The organism is Nonomuraea sp. NPDC050451 (assembly GCF_044458585.1).
This window is the reverse complement of the sequence record NZ_JBITHZ010000001.1, coordinates 1025061-1045603: the sequence shown is the minus strand read 5'-3', so window position 1 is coordinate 1045603 and position 20543 is coordinate 1025061. Positions and strand designations below refer to the sequence as shown.

Sequence of the window (20543 nt, the reverse complement as noted above, 5' to 3'; positions counted from 1 at the left end):
CGTGCACAAGGATCTCCTACGGCTCATGCGGGCCGAGCGGTCGGTCCGCCGCCACCTGGCCGTGACCATGGCCGCGGCGGTGCTGGCGGGGCTGCTCGTGCTGGTGCAGGCCGAGTTGCTGGCCGGGGTGCTGTCCGGCAGGTTCACCGCCGTCGCCCTGGCGGGGCTGGCGGCGGTGGTGGGCGTGCGGGCGCTGCTGGCCTGGACGCAGGGCGTCTTCGCCGGGCGCACCGCCACCGGCGTGAAGTCGGCGCTGCGCCACCGGCTGCTGGCCCGGCTGCGCGACCTGGGCCCCGGGCGGCTCACGCAGCACCGCTCGGGCGAGCTGGTCACCCTCGCGGGGCGCGGCCTGGACGGGCTCGACGCCTACCTGACCGGCTACCTGCCGTCGATCGCGGTGGCCGGGGTGGTGCCGCTCGCGGTGCTGGTACGGCTGTTCGCCGCCGACCTGGCGAGCGCGCTCATCGTCCTGGTCACGCTGCCCCTGATCCCCGTCTTCGGCGCGCTGGTGGGCATGACCACCAAGGCCGTCACCGAGCGCCAGTTCCTGGCCCTGTCGCGGCTCGGCGGCCACTTCCTCGACGTGGTGCGCGGGCTGCCCACGCTGCGGGCCTTCGGCCGGGCCCGCTACCAGGCGGGCGTCATCCAGCAGGTCGCGGACGCCCACCGGAGCGCGACGATGCGGACGTTGCGGGTGGCGTTCCTGTCGTCGCTGGTGCTGGAGCTGTGCGCGTCGCTGTCGCTGGCACTGGTGGCGGTGCCGATCGGGCTGCGGCTGCTCGGGGGGTCGCTGGATCTGACGACGGCGCTGCTGGTGCTGCTGCTGGCGCCGGAGGCGTACCTGCCGCTGCGGGCGATGGGGACGCGCTTCCACGCCTCGATGGAGGGGGTGGCGGCGGCCGACGCGGCCTTCGCCGTGCTGGACGGCGCGGACGAGCCCGAGCCGGTACGCACGGCCGGGCACGAGGCGCCGCCGTCCGGAGCGCCGGAGATCCGCCTGGAGAACGTGACCGTGCGCTACCCCGGTCGTGACGTCGCGGCCCTGGAGGACGTCTCGCTCACGATCAGCCCCGGAGAACGCGTGGCGCTGGTCGGCGAGAGCGGCGGGGGCAAGAGCACCCTGCTCCATCTCGTCCTCGGGTTCGTCCAGCCGTCGCAGGGCCGGGTGCTCGTCGACGGCACCGACCTTCGCGAGCTCGACCTCGGCAGCTGGCGGGCGCGGCTGGCCTTCGTCGCGCAGCGGCCCCACCTGTTCGCCACCTCCGTGGCCGGCAACATCCGGCTCGGGGCTCCCGCGGCCTCCCTCGACGAGGTCCGCAGGGCCGCGGCCGCCGCGCACGCCGACTTCGTGGAGGCGTTGCCGCAGGGGTTCGACACGGTGGTGGGCGAGCGCGGCGCCAACCTGTCCGCCGGTCAGCGGCAGCGGATCGCGCTGGCGCGGGCCTTCTGCCGGCCCGCGGCCTCGGTGCTGCTGCTCGACGAGCCCACGGCCCGCCTGGACGGGCGCAGCGAGGCGGCCGTGGTGGCGGCCACCGCGGACCTGGCCCAGGGCCGCACGGCCGTCATCGTCGCGCACCGCCCGGCCATGATCGACCTGGCCGACCGCGTCATCCGCGTGCACGAGGGCCGCGTCGTCTCCGACACCACCCGCGTGCACCATGAGGCCGAGCCCGCGATGCGGCGGGGCGAAGGGAGCGGGCGGTGAACCGGCGCATGGGGACACGGCTCCTCTGGGCCGTGCTGGCGGGCGCGGCGGCGGACCTGGCGGGGCTCGGGCTCATCGCCGCCGCCGCGTGGCTGATCACCAGGGCCGCGCAGCAGCCGGGCCTGGCCGCCCTGAGCGTGGCCATCGTCGCGACCAGGGCGTTCGCCACGAGCAAGGGCGTCTTCCGCTACGCGGAACGCCTCACCGGCCACGACGTCGCGCTCCGCGCCCAGGCGGGCACCCGCGAGGAGCTCTACCGGGCCCTCATCCCGCCCCAGCAGCCCAGGCACGGCGGCGCCGACCTGCTCAGCCGCATGGTCGACGACACCGAGGCCGTACAGGACCTGCTCGTGCGCTGCCTGCTCCCCGCCACGGCGGCGGCGCTGGCGGGGCTGGCGGCCGTCGTCATCGGGCTGACCCTCCTGCCGGTGACGGCGCTCGTGCTGGTGGCCGGGCTCGTGCTGGCCGGGGTGGCGCTGCCCGCCGGTACGGCCGCCGCGGCCCGCCGCTGGTCGGCCAGGATCGCCCCGGCCAGGGCGGCGCTGGCGGGCCGGGTGGCCGACCTGGTGCACGGCTCCGCCGACCTGGCCGCCTACGGCGCCGACGAGGAGGCCCTGACCAAGGCGCTGGCCGCCGACGAGTCCCTGGCCGCGCTCGAACGCCGCCAGGCCCGCGTCCACGCCGCCGCCCTGGCCGGGGGCACCCTCGTACAGGGCCTGACGGTGGCGGCCGTCGTCCTGCTCGCGCAGGGCGCGGGCGCCGGCTCGGTCGCGACCGCGGTGCTCGCGCTGACCGCCCTGGTGGCGTTCGAGCCGGTGCTGCCGCTGGCGGCGGCGGGCGAGCGCCTGGCCGGGATCACGGCGGCGCTGCGCCGCCTGCGCGAGGTCCGCTCCGCCACCCCGGCCGTCGCGGAGCCGGCCCGGGCCAAGCCCCGGCCCGAGGCCCCGCTGACCGTCGAGATCGACGACCTGGTGGTCCGCCACCCCGCCGCCACGCCGGACGCGTCCGCCGGATCGCGGGCCGCCCTGGACGGGGTGTCGCTGACGCTCACGCCCGGCAAGCGGGTGGCGATCGTGGGCCCCAGCGGGGCGGGGAAGAGCACGCTGCTGGCCGCCCTGATGCGCCTGGTCGAGCCGGAGTCGGGCAGCATCCGCGTCAACGGCGTGGACGTGCGCGACCTCGCCGGCGACGACGTGCGGACGCTCATGACCGGCCTCACCCAGGACCCGTACATCTTCCGCGCCAGCCTGAAGGACAACCTGCGCCTCGCGGGCCCGGAGGCGGGCGAGGAGGAGCTCGAGCGGGCCGTACGCGACGCCAGGCTCGACGGCTGGGTCGAGCGGACCGGATGGGACGCGGAGCTGGGCGAGGACGGCAGGACCGTGTCCGGCGGGCAGCTGCAGCGTCTGGCCCTGGCCAGGGCCCTGCTGTACGACCCGCCGGTGCTGCTGCTCGACGAGCCCGCCGAGGCGCTCGACGAGGAGACGGCCGACCGGCTGATGGGCGACCTGCTCGACGTCACCCGCGACCGCACCACGCTCCTCGTGACGCACCGGCTCAAGGGGCTGGAGAGCGTGGACGAGGTCGTCGTGCTCGAAGAGGGGCGAGTCATCCAGCGGGGACGGCATGACGAGCTCGTCTCCGTGCCCGGCTACTACCGCGATCTGTGGGAGTCCGAGGTCCTGACCAGGCGCTGAATCCCCGACGGACAAGGGGATTGAGTTGGCGTGGCAATCTGGTTTAAAGTACAAACCAGTTTGAGGGATCGAGGAGTTTACGGTGACGAGCGACGACGAGCAGGTGACGAGCCCCGAGGAGATGCTGCGCCTCATCGAGGAGCAGCGGGTCGCCACCGCGAGGTGGCTGCACGGCGATCCGGTCCTGCTCTACGTCCCCTGGGGCGTCGCCTGGCTGCTCGGCTTCACCGCGTTCTTCCTGCACTACGGCCTCGACGGCCGCCCGTACGCGCCGATCTCCCAGATGCAGGCGCTGGCGGTGCTGATGGGCGCGCAGATCGTGGCGGGGGCGGTGGCCGCGTTCGGGATCGTGCGGATGAACAAGGGCATCCGCGGCGACCACACGGCCAGAGGCACGATGTACGGCTACGCGTGGTTCGCCGGGATGATGCTCGTGGTCGTCATCGCCACCAGGGTGAGCGACCTCCTGCCACCCAGCGAGAGCGGCCTCGTCTGGGGAGGCGCGTCACTCATGATCGTCGCGGTAATGCACATGGCCGGGGGCGCGATCTGGCTCAACTGGCCGATGTTCTTCATCGGGGCGTGGGTCGCGGGCGTCGACGCCGTGGGCGTGCTGCTCGGCGCCGGCTGGCACGCGCTGCTGACGGCGGTGCTGCTGGGAGGCGGCTTCATCGTCGCCGGCCTGTGGCTCAGGCGCTGCCGGTGAGCGCGGACAGTGCCCCGCCGGAGCTCGACCCGGTGATCCACGCGCAGGCCAGGCTCCGGGTGGTGGCCGCGCTGAACGTGCTCGGCGAGGGGAACGAGATGGCCTTCCCCGCACTGAAGGATCTGCTGGGCATGACCGCGGGCAACCTGTCGGTGCACCTCAGCAAGCTGGAGGACGCCGGATACGTCCAGATCACCAAGACGCACAAGGGCCGCACGCCGGTCACGTTCGTGGCGCTCACCAAACGGGGGCGGCTGGCTTTCGACGACTACACCAAGGCGATCCGCGCCTTGCTGGACAACGCTGGGACAACGCTGGAGTGATGCCATGACCATCCTCGCCAGAGCGATCGAGGCCACCCGCCGCTACGGCGACGTGCTCGCGCTCGACCGCGTCTCGCTCGACATCCGGGCGGGCGAGCTCGTCGGACTGCTCGGCCCGAACGGCGCGGGCAAGTCCACCCTGATCAACCTGTTCGTGGGGCTGCGGCGGCCCACCTCCGGCACGGTCGAGCTGCTCGGCGGCTCCCCGGGGGACCCGGTCATGCGCCGCGGCATCGGCGTGACGCCACAGGAGACCGGGCTGCCCGAGTCGTTACGCGTCGGCGAGATCGTCGACTTCGTCTCCTCACATTTCCCGAAAAAAGCCGATAAAGGGGAGCTGCTGGCGCGCTTCGGCCTCGACGACCTGGTCAAGCGGCAGATCGGCGGCTTATCCGGCGGGCAGAAGCGGCGGCTGGCCGTGGCGCTGGCCTTCGCGGGCGAGCCGCGGCTGGTCTTCCTGGACGAGCCCACGACCGGCCTGGACGTCGAGGCCAGGCGCTCGCTGTGGGAGGGCATCAGATCCTTCCACGAGGGCGGCGGCACCGTCCTGCTGACCAGCCACTACCTGGAGGAGATCGAGGCCCTGGCCGAGCGGGTCGTGGTGGTGGGCCACGGCCGCGTGCTGGCCGACGACACCGTGCGGGCCATACGCGAGATGGTGGGCGTGCGGCGCGTCTCGCTCGCCGCCGAGAACCTGCCCGAGCTGCCCGGCGTGATCGGCACCGAACACGAGGACGGCCGGATCCACCTGATGACCGCCGACCCCGACCGGCTGGTCGTCGAGCTGGTGCGCAGCGGCACGCCGTTCTCCGGCCTCGAGATCAGGCCGACCACCCTGGAGGAGGCCTTCCTCACCATCACCTCGAAGGAGACGGCACATGTCTAGCCTGGTCCTCGCGCACACCCGCTACCTCATGCTGGAGCAGCTGCGGGTGCCCATCAGCCTCCTGGCGAGCGCGTTCTTCCCGGCCGTGTCGATGCTGGCGTTCGTGGTGCCGTTCGCGGGACAGGATCCGCAGGGGGCCACGATGGCGACGGCGTCGCTGATGTTCTTCGGGGCCATGTCGGGGGCGTTGATCGGGCTCAGCATCACCGTCGCCCAGGACCGCGAGCAGCCCTGGAATCCCTATCTGCGCACGCTCCCGGCGGGCCCGTTCCCCCGCTTCGCCGGGCGGATCCTGACGACGGTGGCCGTCATGCTGGTCTCGGTGATCCCCGTGCTGCTGGTGGCGGCGTTCTTCACGAAGGCCACCATCACGCCGGGGAAGCTGCTGCTCGGGCTGGCCGTGCTGGTCGTCAGCGGGATCCCGTTCATGCTGCTCGCCCTACTCATCGGCTTCCTGCTGAGCTCGAAGGGCGCGATCGCGGTGTCGCAGATCCTGTTCTTCCCGCTCGCGGTGCTGGGCGGGCTGCTGCTGCCGCCGCAGGTCCTGCCCGGCTTCATCGAGGCCGTCTCGCCGTACACGCCGGCCCGGGGTGCGGCGGAGCTGCTCTGGGCGGTGACCGCGGACCGCGCCCCGAACGTGGTCGCCGTCGTCATGCTGGCCGCCTGGACGGTCGTCCTCGCCCTCGCCGCGGGCTGGGCCTACCGCCGCGACGAGGGCAGACGCTTCTCCTGAAATGGGGGGTGTGCCGCCGAGTCCGCAGCGATCTCAACGGCACACCCGTCCGGGAGGGGGTCCTTGTTTACTTCTTCTCTTCGAGGGTCACGGTGACGTCGGACGTCTTGCCGTCCCTCACGTATGTGATCTTGACCTGTTGGCCCGGTTTAAAACCTCTGACCTGCCCAACTACAGTATCTCCCCCGTCAACCGCCTTGTCACCGATCTTCGTGATCAAGTCGCCCTGTTGCAGTCCCGCCTTGGCCGCCGGGCTCCCGTCGGTGACCTGCCTGACGAGGGCTCCCGGCACGTCGCCGGTGGCGTCGGTGACGCTGACGCCGAGGAACGCGTGGCTGACCTTGCCGTTGCTGATGAGCTGCTCGGAGACCTGCTTGGCGGTGTTGACCGGGATGGCGAAGCCGACGCCGCCGCCCGCGGCGTCCGAGGCGATCGCGGTGTTGATGCCGATCAGCTCGCCCGCGGCGTTCACCAGCGCGCCGCCGGAGTTGCCGGGGTTGATGGAGGCGTCGGTCTGGATCGCGCCGCCGATCGTGGTGGTCCCGCTCCCCTGGTCCTGCTGCTGGCCCCAGCCCCAGCCGGGCGGGATCTGCTGGCGCTGCTCGCCGCCGACGGTGAGCGTGCGGTCGAGCGCGCTGACGATGCCCGCGGTGACGGATCCGTCGAGGCCGAGCGGGCTTCCGATGGCCAGTACGGGGTCGCCGACCTTGACGATGTCGCTGTCGCCGAGCGTGGCCTTGGTCAGCCCCGACACGCCTTCCGCCCTGATGACGGCCAGGTCCGTGGAGGGGTCGGTGCCGACGACGCTGGCCTTGGCGGTCTTGCCGTCGTTGAACTTGACGGTCATCTGCCCGCCGCCCTGGCCGGCGCCCACGACCACGTGGTTGTTGGTGAGGATGAGCCCGTCCTCCGACAGTACGACGCCGGAGCCCTCGCCGCTCTGACCCTGGATCATCACGACGGTCGGCTGCACCTTGGCGGCCACCTGGGCGACGGTGAGCTGGTTGGAGGCCGACTTGAACACGGGGCTCGGCGTGGCGCTGCTGGCCAGCTGCGTCGGCTGGAACGCGTTGGCGACGACGGCCCCCACGACGCCGCCGCCGATGGCCGTGGCCGCCAGGGCGAGCCCGGCGACGGCCTTGCGGCCTGCGACGAAGCCGAGCTTCTTCGGTGGCGAGGAAGGCGGGGCCGGCTGCTGCATGATCTGTGTGTCTCGCCGGGGAAAGCCCCCGGCGGCCGGTGGGGTGCTGCCGAACTGGCTCCACCCGCCGGTCCCCTGCTCGTGAGGCTCGTTCGCGTTCATCTGTCATCTCCCTCGAGTACCGATGACTCAAGGGTGCCAAGAGGCGCGTAAGAGCTGGTTAAGCCGCTGATCAGAGCTTTATGAGAAGACTGAACGGAAGCCTTATCCGCCAAGGTGGGACCACCGGCGACCGCCCGGAGAAAATGCGGAAAATTTACCCGGAAGACGGCCAGTACTCGTCCCTGAGCAGGCGCTTGTAGAGCTTGCCCGTCGGGTGGCGGGGCAGTTGCTCGCGGAAGTCCACCGACTTCGGGCACTTGTAGTGTGCCAGCCGCTCGCGGCAGTACGCGATCAGCTCCGCCTCCAGCCCCGGGCCGGCCTCGGCCATGGAGACCGGCTCGACCACGGCCTTGACCTGCTCGCCCATCTCCTCGTCCGGCACCCCGAACACCGCCACGTCGGCCACCTTCGGATGCACCGACAGGACGTTCTCGGCCTCCTGCGGGTAGATGTTCACGCCGCCGGAGATGATCATGTACGAGCGGCGGTCGGTGAGGTAGAGGAAGCCGTCGGCGTCCAGGCGGCCGATGTCGCCGAGCGTGGTCCAGCCCCTGCCCCGGGGGTCCTCCGCGGAGCGGGTCTTGTCCGGGTCGTCGTGGTACTCGAACCGGCCGCCCTTCTCGAAGTAGATCGTGCCGTGCTCGCCCGGGGGCAGGTCGTTGCCGTCCTCGTCGCAGACGTGCACGATGCCGAGCAGGGAGCGGCCGACCGTGCCCTTGTGCCGGAGCCAGTCCTGGGAGTTGACGTAGAGGAAACCGTTGCCCTCGGTGCCCGCGTAGTACTCGTGGATGATCGGGCCCCACCAGTCGATCATCTGCTCCTTGACGGGGACGGGGCAGGGGGCGGCGGCGTGGATCGCGTAGGCGAGCGAGGAAATATCGTATTTTGTCCGGGTTTCCTCGGGCAGTTTGAGCATCTTGATGAACATGGTGGGCACCAGCTGGGCGTGCGTCACCCCGTACCGCTCCACCAGCGCCAGGAACTGCTCGGGGTCGAAGCGCTCCATCACCACCACCGTGGCCCCGAGCCGCTGGAACGTCAGGCTGTAGCGCAGCGGGGCGGCGTGGTAGAGCGGGGCCGGCGAGAGGTAGACGCTGTCCGCCGACGGCGCGAACAGCGCCTGGATGAGCTGCAGCAGCGTGCCGGGCTCGGTGAGCGGGCCGTGCGCCGACGGGATCTTGACGCCTTTCGGCCGTCCCGTCGTCCCCGAGGAGTAGAGCATGTCCACGCCCATGCACTCGTCGTCGATCGGGGTGGCCGGCTGCTCGGCGACCGCCTCCTCGTACGACTCGAAGCCCTCGGCCGTGCCGTCCAGCATGAGCCGCACCTCGACCTTGGGCGTGGCGGCGGTGATCGACGTGGCGACGCCTGCTAGATCGGCGCTGGAGATGAACGCCCTGGCGCCGCAGTTGTTGACGATGTAGGCCAGTTCGTCGGTCTGCAGGCGGGAGCTGATCGGCGTGTAGTACAGCCCCGAGCGCTGCGCGGCCCAGGCGACGGCCAGGAAGAGCGGGTGGTTGGCGAGCATGAACGCGATGTGGTCACCGGGACGCAGCCCGGCGGCACGGAACAGGTGGGCCAGCCGGTTCGACTCTTCGTCCAGCTCGCGGTAGGTGATGATCCGTCCGGAGCCCGCCATGATCACAGCGGGCTTGTCAGGGGTGACTGCTGCGATGGCTCCCGGATACATGACCGAACACTATTCGGTCCACCGCCCCCACGCCAGCACCCCCGCCCGGGGAGGGCGGCGGGAGGAGGCCCGCCGCCCTCCGAGGTCACTCGGCGGGGATCACAGAGCCCTCGTACTTCTGCTTGATGAAGTCCTTGACCTTCTGGTCCTGCAGCAGCTTCCCGAGCGTGACGATGTTGGCGTCCTTCTCGTGGCCGGCCTTGACGACGAGGCCGTTCACGTACGGGTTGCCTTCGGTCTTCTCCAGCACCAGCGCCTGCGAAGCGGGCTTGAGCCCCGCCTCGATGGCGTAGTTGCCGTTGATGACGGCGGCGTCCACGTCCTCGAGCGAGCGCGGGAGCTGAGCGGCTTCGAGCGGCTTGAACTGCAGCTTCTTCGGGTTGTCCACCACGTCGCGCTCGGTGGCGGCGGTGCCGACGCCGTCCTTGAGCTTGACCAGGCCGTTGTCGGCGAGCAGCTTGAGCGCGCGGCCCAGGTTGGTGGCGTCGTTCGGCACGGCCACGGTGGCGCCGCCGGCCAGCGCGGACACGGAGGTGATCTTCTTGGAGTAGAGACCCAGCGGCTCCAGGTGCACCGGCGTGACGAACGTCAACTTGGTGCCCTTGGAGGCGTTGAAGTCGTCCAGGTACGGCTTGTGCTGGAAGAAGTTCGCGCTCAGCTGGCCCTCGTCAAGCTGCACGTTCGGCTGCACGTAGTCGGTGAACTCCACGACCTCGAGCTTGAGCCCGGCGGCCGGGGCCAGGTTCTGCTTGACGAAGTTGAGGATCTCCGCGTGCGGCACCGGGCTCGCGCCCACCTTCAGCACGGTGTCGGCCGTCTCGGCCGTCTTCGTCGCGGACTGCGACGTTCCACATGCGGTGAGCGACAAGGCCAGCGCAACAGCACCCGCTATATAACGAAATTTCATGATTTTTCCTTTATTTGTGAGATAGGCGCCGAGCGACCCAGTCGCCCAGGCTTTGCAGAAGTTGCACGATCACGAGGAGCAGGACGACGGTCACGATCATCAGCAGCGTCTCGAACCGCTGGTAGCCGTACCGGACCGCCAGGTCGCCCAGCCCGCCGCCGCCGAGCGTGCCCGCCATGGCGCTGTAGCCGATGAGCGCGACGACGGTCACGGTCAGGCCCGCGACCAGCCCGGGCAGCGCCTCGGGCAGCAGGACCTTGCGCACGATGGTGGCCCGGCTCGCGCCCATGGCCTGCGCGGCCTGCACCACGTCCGGGCCGACCTCCCTGAGCGCGGTCTCGACGAGCCGGGCGAAGAACGGCACCGCGCCGACGGTGAGCGGCACGACGAACGCGGCCGTCCCGATGGTCGTGCCGACGACGAGCCGGGTGAACGGGATGATCGCGATCATCAGCACGATGAACGGCAGCGACCGCCCGATGTTGACCACGAACCCGAGGCCCGACTTGAGCGCCGGCGCCGGCCGCAGCCCGTTCCGGTCGAACACCACCAGCGCCACGCCGAGCGGCAGCCCGAGCAGCGCCGTGAACAGCGTCGACCAGCCGACCATCTGCGCCGTCTCCAGCGTCGCCGGACCCAGCAGCGGCAGGATCTCGTCCCAGGTCATGATCTTTCCACCTCTACGATCAGGCCCGCGTCACGCAGGTACGCCAGCGCCGCGGCGGACTCGGCGCCGTCGAGCGCGACCCGCAGGCGGCCCACCGAGCCGCCGGCGAGGTCCTCGATCGAGCCGCCCAGGATGCTCAGGTCCACGGAGAACTTCCTGACCACCTCCGACACCACCGGCTGCCGCGGGTCGCCGGTGAATGTCAGCGTCACCGAGCCGGCCGGGGCGGGCTCGGGCAGCGGGAAGATCTCCCTGGTCAAGCGGGATCCGGGGGTACGGATGAGGTCCGCGATGGCGCCCGACTCCTCGATGCGCCCGTTCGCCATGATGGCGACCGAGTCGCAGACGCTCTTGACGACGTTCATCTCGTGGGTGATGAGCAGGATCGTCAGGCCCAGCTCGGCGTTGAGCCGCTTGAGCAGCGCGAGGATCGACTGGGTGGTGGCCGGGTCGAGCGCGGAGGTGGCCTCGTCCGACAGCAGCACGGACGGGTTGCCCGCGAGCGCCCTGGCGATGCCGACGCGCTGCTTCTGGCCGCCGGAGAGCTGGTTCGGGCGGTCCTTGCCGCGGCCCGCGAGCCCGACGAGCTCCAGCAGCTCGGCCACGCGGCGGTCGCGCTCGGCCCTGGGCACGCCCATGATCTCCAGGGGGAAGGCGACGTTGCCCGCGACCGTGCGCGAGTTCAGCAGCGCGAAGTGCTGGTGGATCATGCCGATGCGCTGGCGGGCGCGGTTGAGCTCGACGCTGCGCAGCGCGGTCAGGTCCTGCCCCGCGACGGTGACGGTGCCCGCGGTGGGGCGTTCGAGCAGGTTGACGCAGCGCAGGAGCGTGCTCTTGCCGGCGCCGCTCTGGCCGAGCACGCCGTAGATCTCGCCTTCGCGCACGTGCAGGTCGACGCCGTCCAGCGCGACGGTGTCCCCGTACTGCTTGCGCAGGCCTGAAGCCTGGATCACGGAATATCCCCACGACTGAGAGCGGCCCGTCGGCGGGCCGCGGAAACGTACATCACATGAAGGAAGAAAAGGGGAGCGACGTCAGCGCGTGCCGGGGTGGAAGGGCAGGTGGCTCAGCCTGCGCAGCACGAAACAAGGTGCGATCATGATGACCTTCGCGGAGGAACGGGCGGTTCTCTGCTTCAGCTCGGCATTCGCCCCATACGACAACACGAGCCGTCCCGGTGGGCGCTCATGTCGTACGCGTATGCCTCGTTCACGCCCGATTCAACAGATCCCTTGACTCCCCTTATTCCCTACTTCTTTGGTGACCTGAGTCACGATGCGCCAGCCGTGGGCCGGGACCACGGCCGAGTCCTCCCGGTCGTCCTGGAAGGCGGCCCGCGCGTCGTCGAGGAGGAAGCGGTGCGGCTGGTCGCCGAGGTTCAGCAGCGTGACGACCTCCTCGCCGCGTCGCCCATCGTCGGCGGGCGGGCGGCTGCGGAGCGCGACGGTCGTGTTGGTGAGCTGTTCGGCGGTGGTCCGGGCTCTGTGCAGCCACGGGTGACGCCTGCGGAAGCCGATGAGCCGCTGGTGAAGCCGGTACACCTCGGCTCCGTAGAGTCCGCCGGGCTCCGCGGGGAACGCCGGCCTGATCGCGTCGTCGCCGCCCACCCGCTCCTCCTTCAGCCCCTGGTACGCCTGCTCGTCCCCGTAGTAGACGCTGGGCAGGCCCGCGACGGTGAACAGCACGGCCAGCGCGTGGCCCAGGTGGCGGGGGTCGTCGAGCCGGGTGGCGAGCCTGGTGACGTCGTGGTTCCCGACGAACGTGAGCGGCACGAACGTGTCGAGCAGCTTGTCGTGGCGGTCGAGGGCCCAGGCGAGCTCGAAGAGGTTGCGGTCGTTGAGCGAGCTCCAGACGGCCTTCCACAGCTCGTACTGGGTGACCGAGTCGAGCCCCGACTCTCTGACGTAACCGGCGTAATCGCCGTGGATCACCTCGCCGCCGAACCACGCCTCGGGGTGCCGTTGGCGTACTTCCGGCAGGACCTTCCGCCAGAACCACGCAGGTACGGCGTAGGCGGCGTCGAGCCGCCACCCCGAGGCGCCGCGGCGGAGCCAGTGGTCGAGCACGCCGGCCACGTGCTGCTGCACGGCGGGTTCGGCGTGGTCGAGGGTGACGAGCCCGTGGTGGCCCTCGAAGACCTCGTAGCCGTCCGGGCCCCGCTTGAACCACCGCTCGCCGGCCGCGAAGGAGCGGCCCACGTGGTTGAACACGCCGTCGAGGACGATCCGCAGCCCGCGGTCGCGTGCCTTGGCGACGAGGGAGTCGAAGTCGCGATCGTCGCCGAGGCGCGGGTCGATCCTGAAGTGGTCGACGGTGTCGTACCCGTGGGACTCGGCGGCGAAGATCGGGCCGAGCTGGAGGCCCGAACAGCCCAGCTCGACCGCGTAGTCCAGCCACGACTCGAGATGACGCAGCCGGTGCCGCACGCCGCCTGCCTGCTCCGCGGTGGCGGGGGCTCCGGTGAAGCCGAGCGGGTAGACGTGCCACCAGATCGCGTGTTCAGCCCACGACGGCACGAACGCTCCTTTCCCGGCGTACCACCCAGGGCAGATACCCGAGCCCCAGGGCCAGTACGCAGCCGATGACCGTGTCCGCCAGCCGGTACCCGATCGTGGCGGGTGCTACACGTGCGCCGCCCTCCATGAGCAGCAGGACGAGCGGGGTCATGACGGTCGCGTACAGGGTGTGGTTGCGCTCTTTGAGCACCGGCCTGACCGCGGACAGCGCGGCGACGAGCAGCACGAACAGCCACGACGGCGGCACCCACAGCAGCACGGCGGATCCGGCGGCCACTCCGGCGGCGGTGCCTGCGGCCCGCTCGACCGACCGCCGCACCGCGCCGTCCAGGCGGCGCCGGACGACGATCACCACGGTGACGGCGATCCACGACGCGGTCGGCTGCGGCCACAGGAGCCCGACGACCTCGGCGGCGGCGAGGCAGGCGGTCAGGCGGACGGGGTACTGCCATCCGGACACGCTCCCCAGCGTCCTCCACCAGCGCCGCAGCAGCGCTCTCGCCGGGGGAGCCGGGCGGGCGACGTCTCCCGGCTCGGCGGGCCCCTTCCGGGCGTGGAGGCAGAGCGCGGTGACCAGCAGGCCCCAGGCCGCCCCTGCGGCGAACAGCACGGCGGCGGCGACCGGCTCGACGCCCTTCGCCACGCCGGTGCTGATGACCATGAAGACGATGAAGCGGGTGCTGTGCTCGGCCAGGGGACGGCTGATCCCGCCGGCCACCGCGAGCAGGCCCGCGATCAGCACGACGGCGACGGCGGTGGGCCACCCGCGCTCCGCGACCACGACTCCGGCGAGCCCTGCCACAGCCGTGCCCGCCACCGCGGCGGCTCCATGGACCAGGAGGTGGCGAAGGCCCGGCCCTGTGGACAGGCCGCTCACGGCGAGGGCTCCGATGGCGGCCAGGGCGCCGAGCGCGGGCCACCCCGAGGCGACTCCGCACGCGACCGGCCCGCCGAGCCCCAGCCCGGCGGCGACCATGTGTCGCAGCTCGATCCGCACGCGGCACCTCCCGACGCGGGAGCCTACCCCCATTTCCTACGCACTGCGTAGTAAGTCAGCGCTCTTTGATTGGGATATATCACCGAATTAGTAAGTGCTATCGTAATAATCATGGACGACGAGGAGCTGCGGGCCACAGCCGTGGCACTCCGCCGGGCGACCATCGGCCTGGCCCGGCGCCTGCGCGACGAGCGCCCCGCGCACGGCCTCGGCCGCCTGGCGCTCTCCCTGCTCGGCCACCTGCACCGGCATGGCGCGATGACGGCGGGAGAGCTGGCCGCCGCCGAACACCTCCAGCCCCAGTCGGTCACCCGCGTGCTCGCCTCGCTGGAGGAGCAGGGCCTGATCCGCCGCTCGCGCGGCGAGACCGACCGCCGCAGGCACCACATCGTCCTCACGGAGCGCGGCACGGCGGCGCTCACCCAGCAGGTCGGCACCACGGATCTGTGGCTGGCCGAGGCGATGGCCGCCAGGCTCACCCCCGCCGAGTGCCGCATCCTGGCGGTGGCCGCCGACCTGCTCGAACAACTCCGCTAGCGGTACGGGTCGCGCAGCGGGGTGACGCGTTCGGCGAAGTCGTCCTTGATCCGCTCCATGCGCGGCCCCGGGGCGTAGAAGCGGCCCTTGGTCTCGCCGTACGGCCGAAGCCAGCCCTTGGCGGCCAGATCGCGCAGGTCACGCGCGGCCTGCCCCTGGCTGAGGCCCTCGTCGGACTGGTAGCGGCTCCTGCGCAGCCGCCTGTTCACGAACACCTCGTAGAGGGCGGAGACGGTACGGCTGTTGAGCCCGTCGGCGTCGACCTGCTCCTCCAGCAGCATCCAGATCTCTCCGGCTTCGGCCAGCCGCTGGCGGACCCGCTGGGCCTGCATGTGATGCGCCCTCAAGCAGAACCGCACCCACCCGAGCATCTCACCATGCGGCCGCCATGCGCCCTGCTGAGTCTCGCGAAGCGCGCGGTAGTAGTCGATCGTGTTCTCACCCAAGCCGAGCCACTCCTCGATGGAGGAGAACTCGGGGGTGAGAATCTGATCCCTGCCGAGGACCAACGTCTGCAGAGCGCGCGACATCCTGCCGTTGCCGTCACGCCAGGGATGGATCGAGACGAGGTTGAAATGCGCCATCGCACCGCGCACATAGCTCGGCGCGTCGTGATCCCCGCCGTTCAGCCATTCGACAAGCTGGTCCATCAGGCCGGGCACCAGCTCGGCATCCGGGCCCTCGTAGACGACCTCTCCGGTCGCGGAGTTGCGCACATAGATGCCGCCCGGTCGCACCACACCGGGGGTCTTGTCGCGATGATGGCCGATCATCATGAAATTGAGCGAGTTGAGCAGCCCCGCGTCGAATCGGAATACCTGTGCGCGAGACAGCAGCTGGATGAAGGTCAACGCCTGCTGGTATCCCGCGATCTCCCGCGCCACCGGCGCGGACGTCTCCAGCGGCTCCTCCCCAGCCATGATGGACTGGATGTCCTCGACGCTGGCCTGGTAGCCCTCGATCGAGTTCGAGCCCTGGATCGCCCGCGCCTGCAACTGCCTGCGCAGCTGCCCGTCCCACCGATGCGTCTCGGCGAGCCGGTACTTCAGGTCGCGCCGCATCTCCTCGATCTCCTCGAGGACTGCTTTGTCCACGGGCTCCAGCGCCGGGGTCTCGTACAACATGCTCCCATAACAGCATGGGCGAATCATCCAGTCAAACGACTGAATGATTCGCCCATTTATGCCCCAATTAGGCCGCCGCCGTGGCGGCCACCTGCGCCGGGGTCAGCGCGATGTCCAGAACCTCGCGCACGTCGCTCACCGCGTGAATGGTCAGCTCGTTGCGGACCTCCTCGGGCACGTCGTCCAGGTCCGGCTCGTTGCGGGCCGGGATGAGGACGGTCGTGATGCCCGCCCGGTGCGCGGCCAGGAGCTTCTGCTTGACGCCGCCGATCGGCAGGACCCGCCCGGTCAGGGAGATCTCGCCGGTCATGGCCACGTCACCGCGTACGAGACGGCCCGACAGGAGGGAGGCCAGCGCGGTCGTCAGCGTCACACCGGCCGAGGGGCCGTCCTTGGGCACGGCGCCCGCCGGGAAGTGGACGTGGACCGAGCGGTCCTTCAGCGCGGTGACCGGCAGCTCCAGCTCCGCCCCGTGCGAGCGGAGGTAGGACAGCGCGATCCTGGCCGACTCCTTCATCACGTCGCCCAGCTGGCCGGTCAGCGTGAGGCCGGTCTCGCCGGTCTCCGGGTCGGCCATGGACGCCTCGACGTACAGGACGTCGCCGCCCGCTCCGGTGACCGCCAGGCCCGTGGCCACGCCCGGCACCGAGGTGCGCTGGGTGGACTCGGGCAGCGACGACTCCGGCACGAACCTCGGCCGTCCGAGGTATCCCACGAGGTCGCCCTCGCCGACCGTGACGGGCAGCTCGTCCTTGGCCGCCACCTTGCGCAGGATCCTGGCGACCGAGCGCTCCAGCGACCGGACGCCCGCCTCGCGGGTGTACTCGGCGGCCAGCTTGCGCAGCGCGTCGTCCTCGACCTTGACCTCCTCGGCGCTCAGCCCGGCCAGCTCCAGCTGCCTGGGCAGCAGGTGGTCGCGGGCGATCGCGACCTTCTCGTCCTCGGTGTAGCCGTCGAGCGTGACGATCTCCATCCGGTCGAGCAGCGGCCCGGGGATGGCCTCGAGCACGTTGGCCGTGGCCAGGAACAGCACGTCGGACAGGTCCAGCTCGACCTCGAGGTAGTGGTCGCGGAACGTGTGGTTCTGGGCCGGGTCGAGCACCTCGAGCAGGGCCGCCGTCGGGTCACCGCGGTAGTCGGCGCCGACCTTGTCGACCTCGTCGAGCAGGACGACCGGGTTCATCGAGCCGGCCTCGCGGATGGCGCGGACGATGCGGCCGGGCAGCGCGCCGACGTAGGTGCGCCGGTGGCCGCGGATCTCGGCCTCGTCGCGTACGCCGCCGAGCGCGACGCGTACGAACTTGCGGCCCATCGCGCGGGCCACGGACTCGCCCAGAGACGTCTTGCCGACTCCGGGAGGACCGGCGAGGGCGAGCACGGCGCCGCTGCGGCGGCCGCCCACCACGCCGAGGCCCTTGTCCTGGCGGCGCTTGCGCACGGCCAGGTGCTCGAGGATGCGGTCCTTCACGTCGGACAGGCCCGTGTGGTCGGCGTCGAGCACGGCCCGCGCGCCGGTGATGTCGTAGTTGTCCTCGGTACGGTCGTTCCAGGGGATGTCGAGCACCGTGTCCAGCCAGGTGCGGATCCAGCCGGTCTCAGGGGACTGGTCGGAGGTCCGCTCCAGCTTGTCGACCTCCTTGAGCGCGGCCTCGCGCACCTTCTCCGGCAGGTCGGCGGCCTCGACGCGGGCGCGGTAGTCCTCTTCCTCGGTCTCGGTGTCGCCGTTGAGCTCCTTGAGCTCCTTGCGCACGGCGGCGAGCTGCTGGCGCAGCAGGAACTCGCGCTGCTGCTTCTCCATGCCCTCCTGGACGTCCTTGCGGATCGTCTCGGCGACGTCGAGCTCGGCGAGGTGCTCGCGGGACCACTCGATCAGCTTGGCCAGCCGTTCGGCGGGGTCGGCGGCCTCGAGCAGCTCGACCTTCTGCGCCGTGGTCAGCCAGGGGGTGTAGCCGGAGCTGTCGGCCAGCACCGAGGGGTCGTCGATCTGGTTTACCTGGTCGACCACCTGCCAGGCGCCGCGCTTCTGGAGGATCGTGGTGGCCAGGGCCTTGTACTCCTTGGCCAGCTCCTGAGCGCGCTCGCCGGCGGCGACGGTGTCGATCGTGTCGGCCTCGACCCACAGCGCGGCACCCGGGCCCGTCGTGCCGGTGCCCACGCGGACGCGGTTGACGCCCCGGACCACGGCGGCGGGCTCGCCGCCGGGCAGCCTCCCGACCTGCTCGACAACGGCCTGAACGCCGATGGCGCCGTAACGGCCGTCGATCCTGGGAACGAGGAGGATCCGCGGCTTGTTGCCACCGGATGCACGGGCCGCGTCGATGGCAGCCCGCACCTCTGAGTCGGACAGGTCCAGCGGAACCACCATGCCCGGCAGGACGACCTCGTCGTCCAGAGGCAGGACCGGAAGGATCAAGCTCTCACTCATGCGAACTCCAAAGGGTTGAGTTATACCGACTCAATTCATTGGAGCCCTTCGTTGTTCCCTCTCTTGCCGATGTTCGCTCACGGCGATCGTAATTGTGTAAGCGATACCTGAGGGGGACGTGCGGGATCAAACCCTGGTGTGACGCCTGGCGGGGCGCGCGGCCGTAACCTTGACCAGGTGATCTCCGTGCCCCGCGTCCGTTTCCTCAGCCGCCGCCGTCGCGCGGACGGCGGGCGGGTGCTCCTGGGGCGGCTCGGGGCATGGGTGCGGGCCGCTGCGGAGCCGTTCGGGCGCGCCTTCTTCCAGGGTGACGCCGATCCGCCGCCGAAGGTGCGGCGGCTGGCGTTCGGGGCGCCGCAGTGGCTCAGGTTGCTCGTCCCGATCACCACGATCAGCCTCGTCCAGGTGGCAGAGCTGATCCTGGCGCTGATGCTCTACACGGAGACGCAGAGCAGGGTGTGGTCGTGGAACTCCGGCCCGCCGCGCCCTGGGCCGATCTGGGACGGCTTCGTCTACCTCACCGCCGTGGCGGTCGCGCTGCCCATCGCCCTGCGCGACCGGTGGCCGCTGGCGGCCTGGCGGGTGTCGATCGTGCTGATGCCCGTGGCCGTCGGGGTGACCAGGACGATCGGGTCCTCTCCCGGCGAGATGCCGTACACGCAGTGGCTGGGCGTCTCCTACCTGCTGGTCCTCTACTCCGTGGCCGTGCGCTGCGACCGGCGGATCACGGTGGCCGTCTGGATCGTCACCTTCCTGGCGACGTGGATCATCGACCCCAACTCGATGCCCGCCGTCATGGTCGTCGTGTCGGTGGCGGTGCTGTTCGGCTACAACGTGCGGGTCCGCCGTTCCGCCACGGCCAGGCTGAAGACGGAGGAGCGGCGCACCCGGGAGGCCGAGAGCGCGCAGGCGGTGCTGGCGGAGCGGGCCCGCATCGCCAGGGAGCTGCACGACGTGGTCGCGCACCACATGTCTGTGATCGCGATCCAGGCGGAGGCGGTGCCGCTCAAGGCCAGGGGCGACGCCGCGCAGCTGGAGGCGGGGCTGGCGGAGATCCGCGGGCTGTCGCTGGAGGCGATCGCCGAGCTGCGCCAGGTCCTCGGCGTGCTGCGCGATCAGGACGGGCGCGTCGACACGGCCCCTCAGCCCGGGCTCGACCGGCTCGACGAGCTGGTCTCCAACGCCCGCGCCGCCGGGTTGGCCGTGCTCGTCAAGCGCTCAGGCCCGCTCGACCGGCTGCCTCCGGCCGTGGGGCTGTCGGCGTACCGGATCGTGCAGGAGTCGCTCAGCAACGCGATGCGGCACGCGCCCGGCTCGACGGTGGCGCTGGACATCGCGCACCGACGGGCTGAGCTGCGGCTGCGCATCGCCAACGGGCCGAGCGCCGCGCCCGGCGCGGGGCCCGGCTCGGGTCAGGGGCTGGTGGGCATGCGCGAACGCGCGACGCTGCTCGGCGGCGCGCTCGACGCCGGTCCCGGGGCGGATGGGGGCTTCGAGGTACACGCCACGCTGCCCGTCGCCGACGCCGGCGAGGAGGCCATCGCCCCATGAGCACCCGCGGCGATTCATCACAACTGAGAGGGAGAGGGCTTGATCCGGGTTCTGATCGCCGATGACCAGGGGATGGTCCGCACGGGGTTCACCGTGTTCCTGAGCGGCCAGCCCGACATCGAGGTCGTGGGCGAGGCGGCCAACGGGCGGGAGGCAGTGGAGCGGGCCTCGGCGCTGCGCCCCGACGTGGTGCTCATGGACGTGCGCATGCCGGTCATGAACGGCCTGGAGGCGACCAGGGAGCTCCTGTCCAGGGGCGGGGCGCCGAAGGTGCTCATCCTGACGACGTTCGACCTCGACGACTACGTCTACGAGGCGCTGCGGGCCGGGGCCAGCGGGTTCCTGCTCAAGGACGCCTCCGCCGCCCAGCTCGCGGAGGCGGTGCGGGTGGTCGCGGGCGGGGAGGCGCTCATCGCCCCGGCGATCACCAAGCGGCTGATCCACGAGTTCGCCAAGCTGGGCGCGCCGCGACCGGTGACGGGCAAGCGGCCGGCCGAGCTGACCGAGCGCGAGACGGAGGTGCTGACACTGGTCGCGCAGGCGCTGTCCAACCAGGAGATCGCGGAGAAGCTGTTCGTGGCGGAGCAGACGGTCAAGACGCATGTCGGGCGGGTGCTGATGAAGCTCGGCCTGCGCGACCGCGCCCAGGCGATCGTCTTCGCCTACGAGACCGGCCTGGTCCGCCCCGGCGAGTAGTGCCGCATCTGCCGGGTGCGTCCCGGCTCGTAACCCCGCACCGGCCCGGGTGCGTCCTGGCGAGTAACCCCGCACCGGCC

General features: G+C 71.1%; 18 protein-coding genes. 9 read left to right on the top strand and 9 right to left on the bottom strand.

What is annotated here, in order from left to right:
* Position 1: 1 nt before the first annotated feature.
* From cydD to ACIBI9_RS04790, 6 genes are all read left to right on the top strand, one after another.
* A complete protein-coding gene (cydD, locus tag ACIBI9_RS04815; RefSeq protein WP_397220574.1) occupies positions 2-1705 on the top strand; it encodes a thiol reductant ABC exporter subunit CydD in 1704 nt (567 codons plus the stop codon).
* Positions 1702-3402 carry a thiol reductant ABC exporter subunit CydC gene (cydC, locus tag ACIBI9_RS04810; RefSeq protein WP_397220573.1) on the top strand — a complete coding sequence of 567 codons (1701 nt, stop codon included), beginning with the start codon at positions 1702-1704 and terminating at the stop codon, positions 3400-3402. Before cydD ends, cydC begins: the two co-directional genes overlap by 4 nt.
* Positions 3403-3484: 82 nt before the next feature.
* On the top strand, positions 3485-4108 hold the full coding sequence (locus ACIBI9_RS04805) for a hypothetical protein (RefSeq protein WP_397220572.1): 624 nt from the start codon (positions 3485-3487) through the stop codon (positions 4106-4108).
* Positions 4105-4431 (top strand): transcriptional regulator, encoded by a 327-nt coding sequence (locus ACIBI9_RS04800; protein WP_397220571.1) that lies wholly within the window; start codon positions 4105-4107, stop codon positions 4429-4431. The genes ACIBI9_RS04805 and ACIBI9_RS04800 overlap by 4 nt, the downstream gene beginning before the upstream one ends.
* 4 nt (positions 4432-4435) lie before the next feature.
* On the top strand, positions 4436-5317 hold the full coding sequence (locus ACIBI9_RS04795; RefSeq protein WP_397220570.1) for an ABC transporter ATP-binding protein: 882 nt from the start codon (positions 4436-4438) through the stop codon (positions 5315-5317).
* Positions 5310-6050 carry an ABC transporter permease gene (locus ACIBI9_RS04790; RefSeq protein WP_397220569.1) on the top strand — a complete coding sequence of 247 codons (741 nt, stop codon included), beginning with the start codon at positions 5310-5312 and terminating at the stop codon, positions 6048-6050. Before ACIBI9_RS04795 ends, ACIBI9_RS04790 begins: the two co-directional genes overlap by 8 nt.
* A gap of 67 nt (positions 6051-6117) precedes the next feature.
* On the opposite strand, the gene ACIBI9_RS04785 is transcribed toward ACIBI9_RS04790, so the two are convergent.
* From ACIBI9_RS04785 to ACIBI9_RS04755, 7 genes are all read right to left on the bottom strand, one after another.
* A complete protein-coding gene (locus ACIBI9_RS04785; protein ID WP_397220568.1) occupies positions 6118-7353 on the bottom strand; it encodes a S1C family serine protease in 1236 nt (411 codons plus the stop codon).
* 154 nt (positions 7354-7507) lie between these two features.
* Entirely contained in the window at positions 7508-9043 is a 1536-nt protein-coding gene (locus ACIBI9_RS04780; protein WP_397220567.1) for an AMP-binding protein, read from the bottom strand.
* Positions 9044-9128: 85 nt separating this feature from the next.
* On the bottom strand, positions 9129-9950 hold the full coding sequence (locus ACIBI9_RS04775; protein ID WP_397220566.1) for a MetQ/NlpA family ABC transporter substrate-binding protein: 822 nt from the start codon (positions 9948-9950) through the stop codon (positions 9129-9131).
* A gap of 10 nt (positions 9951-9960) precedes the next feature.
* On the bottom strand, positions 9961-10617 hold the full coding sequence (locus ACIBI9_RS04770; RefSeq protein WP_397220565.1) for a methionine ABC transporter permease: 657 nt from the start codon (positions 10615-10617) through the stop codon (positions 9961-9963).
* Positions 10614-11570: a methionine ABC transporter ATP-binding protein gene (locus ACIBI9_RS04765; protein ID WP_397220564.1), complete on the bottom strand. Its 957-nt coding sequence runs from the start codon at positions 11568-11570 to the stop codon at positions 10614-10616. Before ACIBI9_RS04765 ends, ACIBI9_RS04770 begins: the two co-directional genes overlap by 4 nt.
* A gap of 267 nt (positions 11571-11837) precedes the next feature.
* Positions 11838-13133: an alpha-amylase family protein gene (locus ACIBI9_RS04760; protein ID WP_397220563.1), complete on the bottom strand. Its 1296-nt coding sequence runs from the start codon at positions 13131-13133 to the stop codon at positions 11838-11840.
* Positions 13117-14130 carry an FUSC family protein gene (locus ACIBI9_RS04755; protein WP_397220562.1) on the bottom strand — a complete coding sequence of 338 codons (1014 nt, stop codon included), beginning with the start codon at positions 14128-14130 and terminating at the stop codon, positions 13117-13119. The genes ACIBI9_RS04760 and ACIBI9_RS04755 overlap by 17 nt, the downstream gene beginning before the upstream one ends.
* 111 nt (positions 14131-14241) lie before the next feature.
* Here ACIBI9_RS04755 and ACIBI9_RS04750 point away from each other — a divergent pair, with 111 nt between their 5' ends.
* Positions 14242-14667, top strand: coding sequence for a MarR family winged helix-turn-helix transcriptional regulator (locus ACIBI9_RS04750; RefSeq protein WP_397220561.1), 426 nt, complete (start codon positions 14242-14244; stop codon positions 14665-14667).
* Here ACIBI9_RS04750 and ACIBI9_RS04745 read toward each other — a convergent pair.
* Both ACIBI9_RS04745 and lon read right to left on the bottom strand, forming a co-directional pair.
* The gene (locus tag ACIBI9_RS04745; protein WP_397220560.1) at positions 14664-15791 is read right to left on the bottom strand and encodes a Fic family protein; all 1128 of its coding nucleotides are present in this window, start codon (positions 15789-15791) and stop codon (positions 14664-14666) included. The genes ACIBI9_RS04750 and ACIBI9_RS04745 overlap by 4 nt on opposite strands.
* Positions 15792-15858: 67 nt before the next feature.
* Positions 15859-18216, bottom strand: a complete 2358-nt coding sequence (gene lon, locus ACIBI9_RS04740) for an endopeptidase La (RefSeq protein ID WP_397220559.1) — start codon at positions 18214-18216, stop codon at positions 15859-15861.
* Between the two features lie 177 nt (positions 18217-18393).
* On the opposite strand from lon, the gene ACIBI9_RS04735 reads away from it, so the two are divergent.
* Entirely contained in the window at positions 18394-19767 is a 1374-nt protein-coding gene (locus tag ACIBI9_RS04735; RefSeq protein WP_397220558.1) for a sensor histidine kinase, read from the top strand.
* Between the two features lie 39 nt (positions 19768-19806).
* Complete coding sequence (locus ACIBI9_RS04730) at positions 19807-20463, top strand: response regulator (protein WP_397220557.1); 657 nt, start codon at positions 19807-19809, stop codon at positions 20461-20463.
* Positions 20464-20543 lie beyond the last annotated feature (80 nt).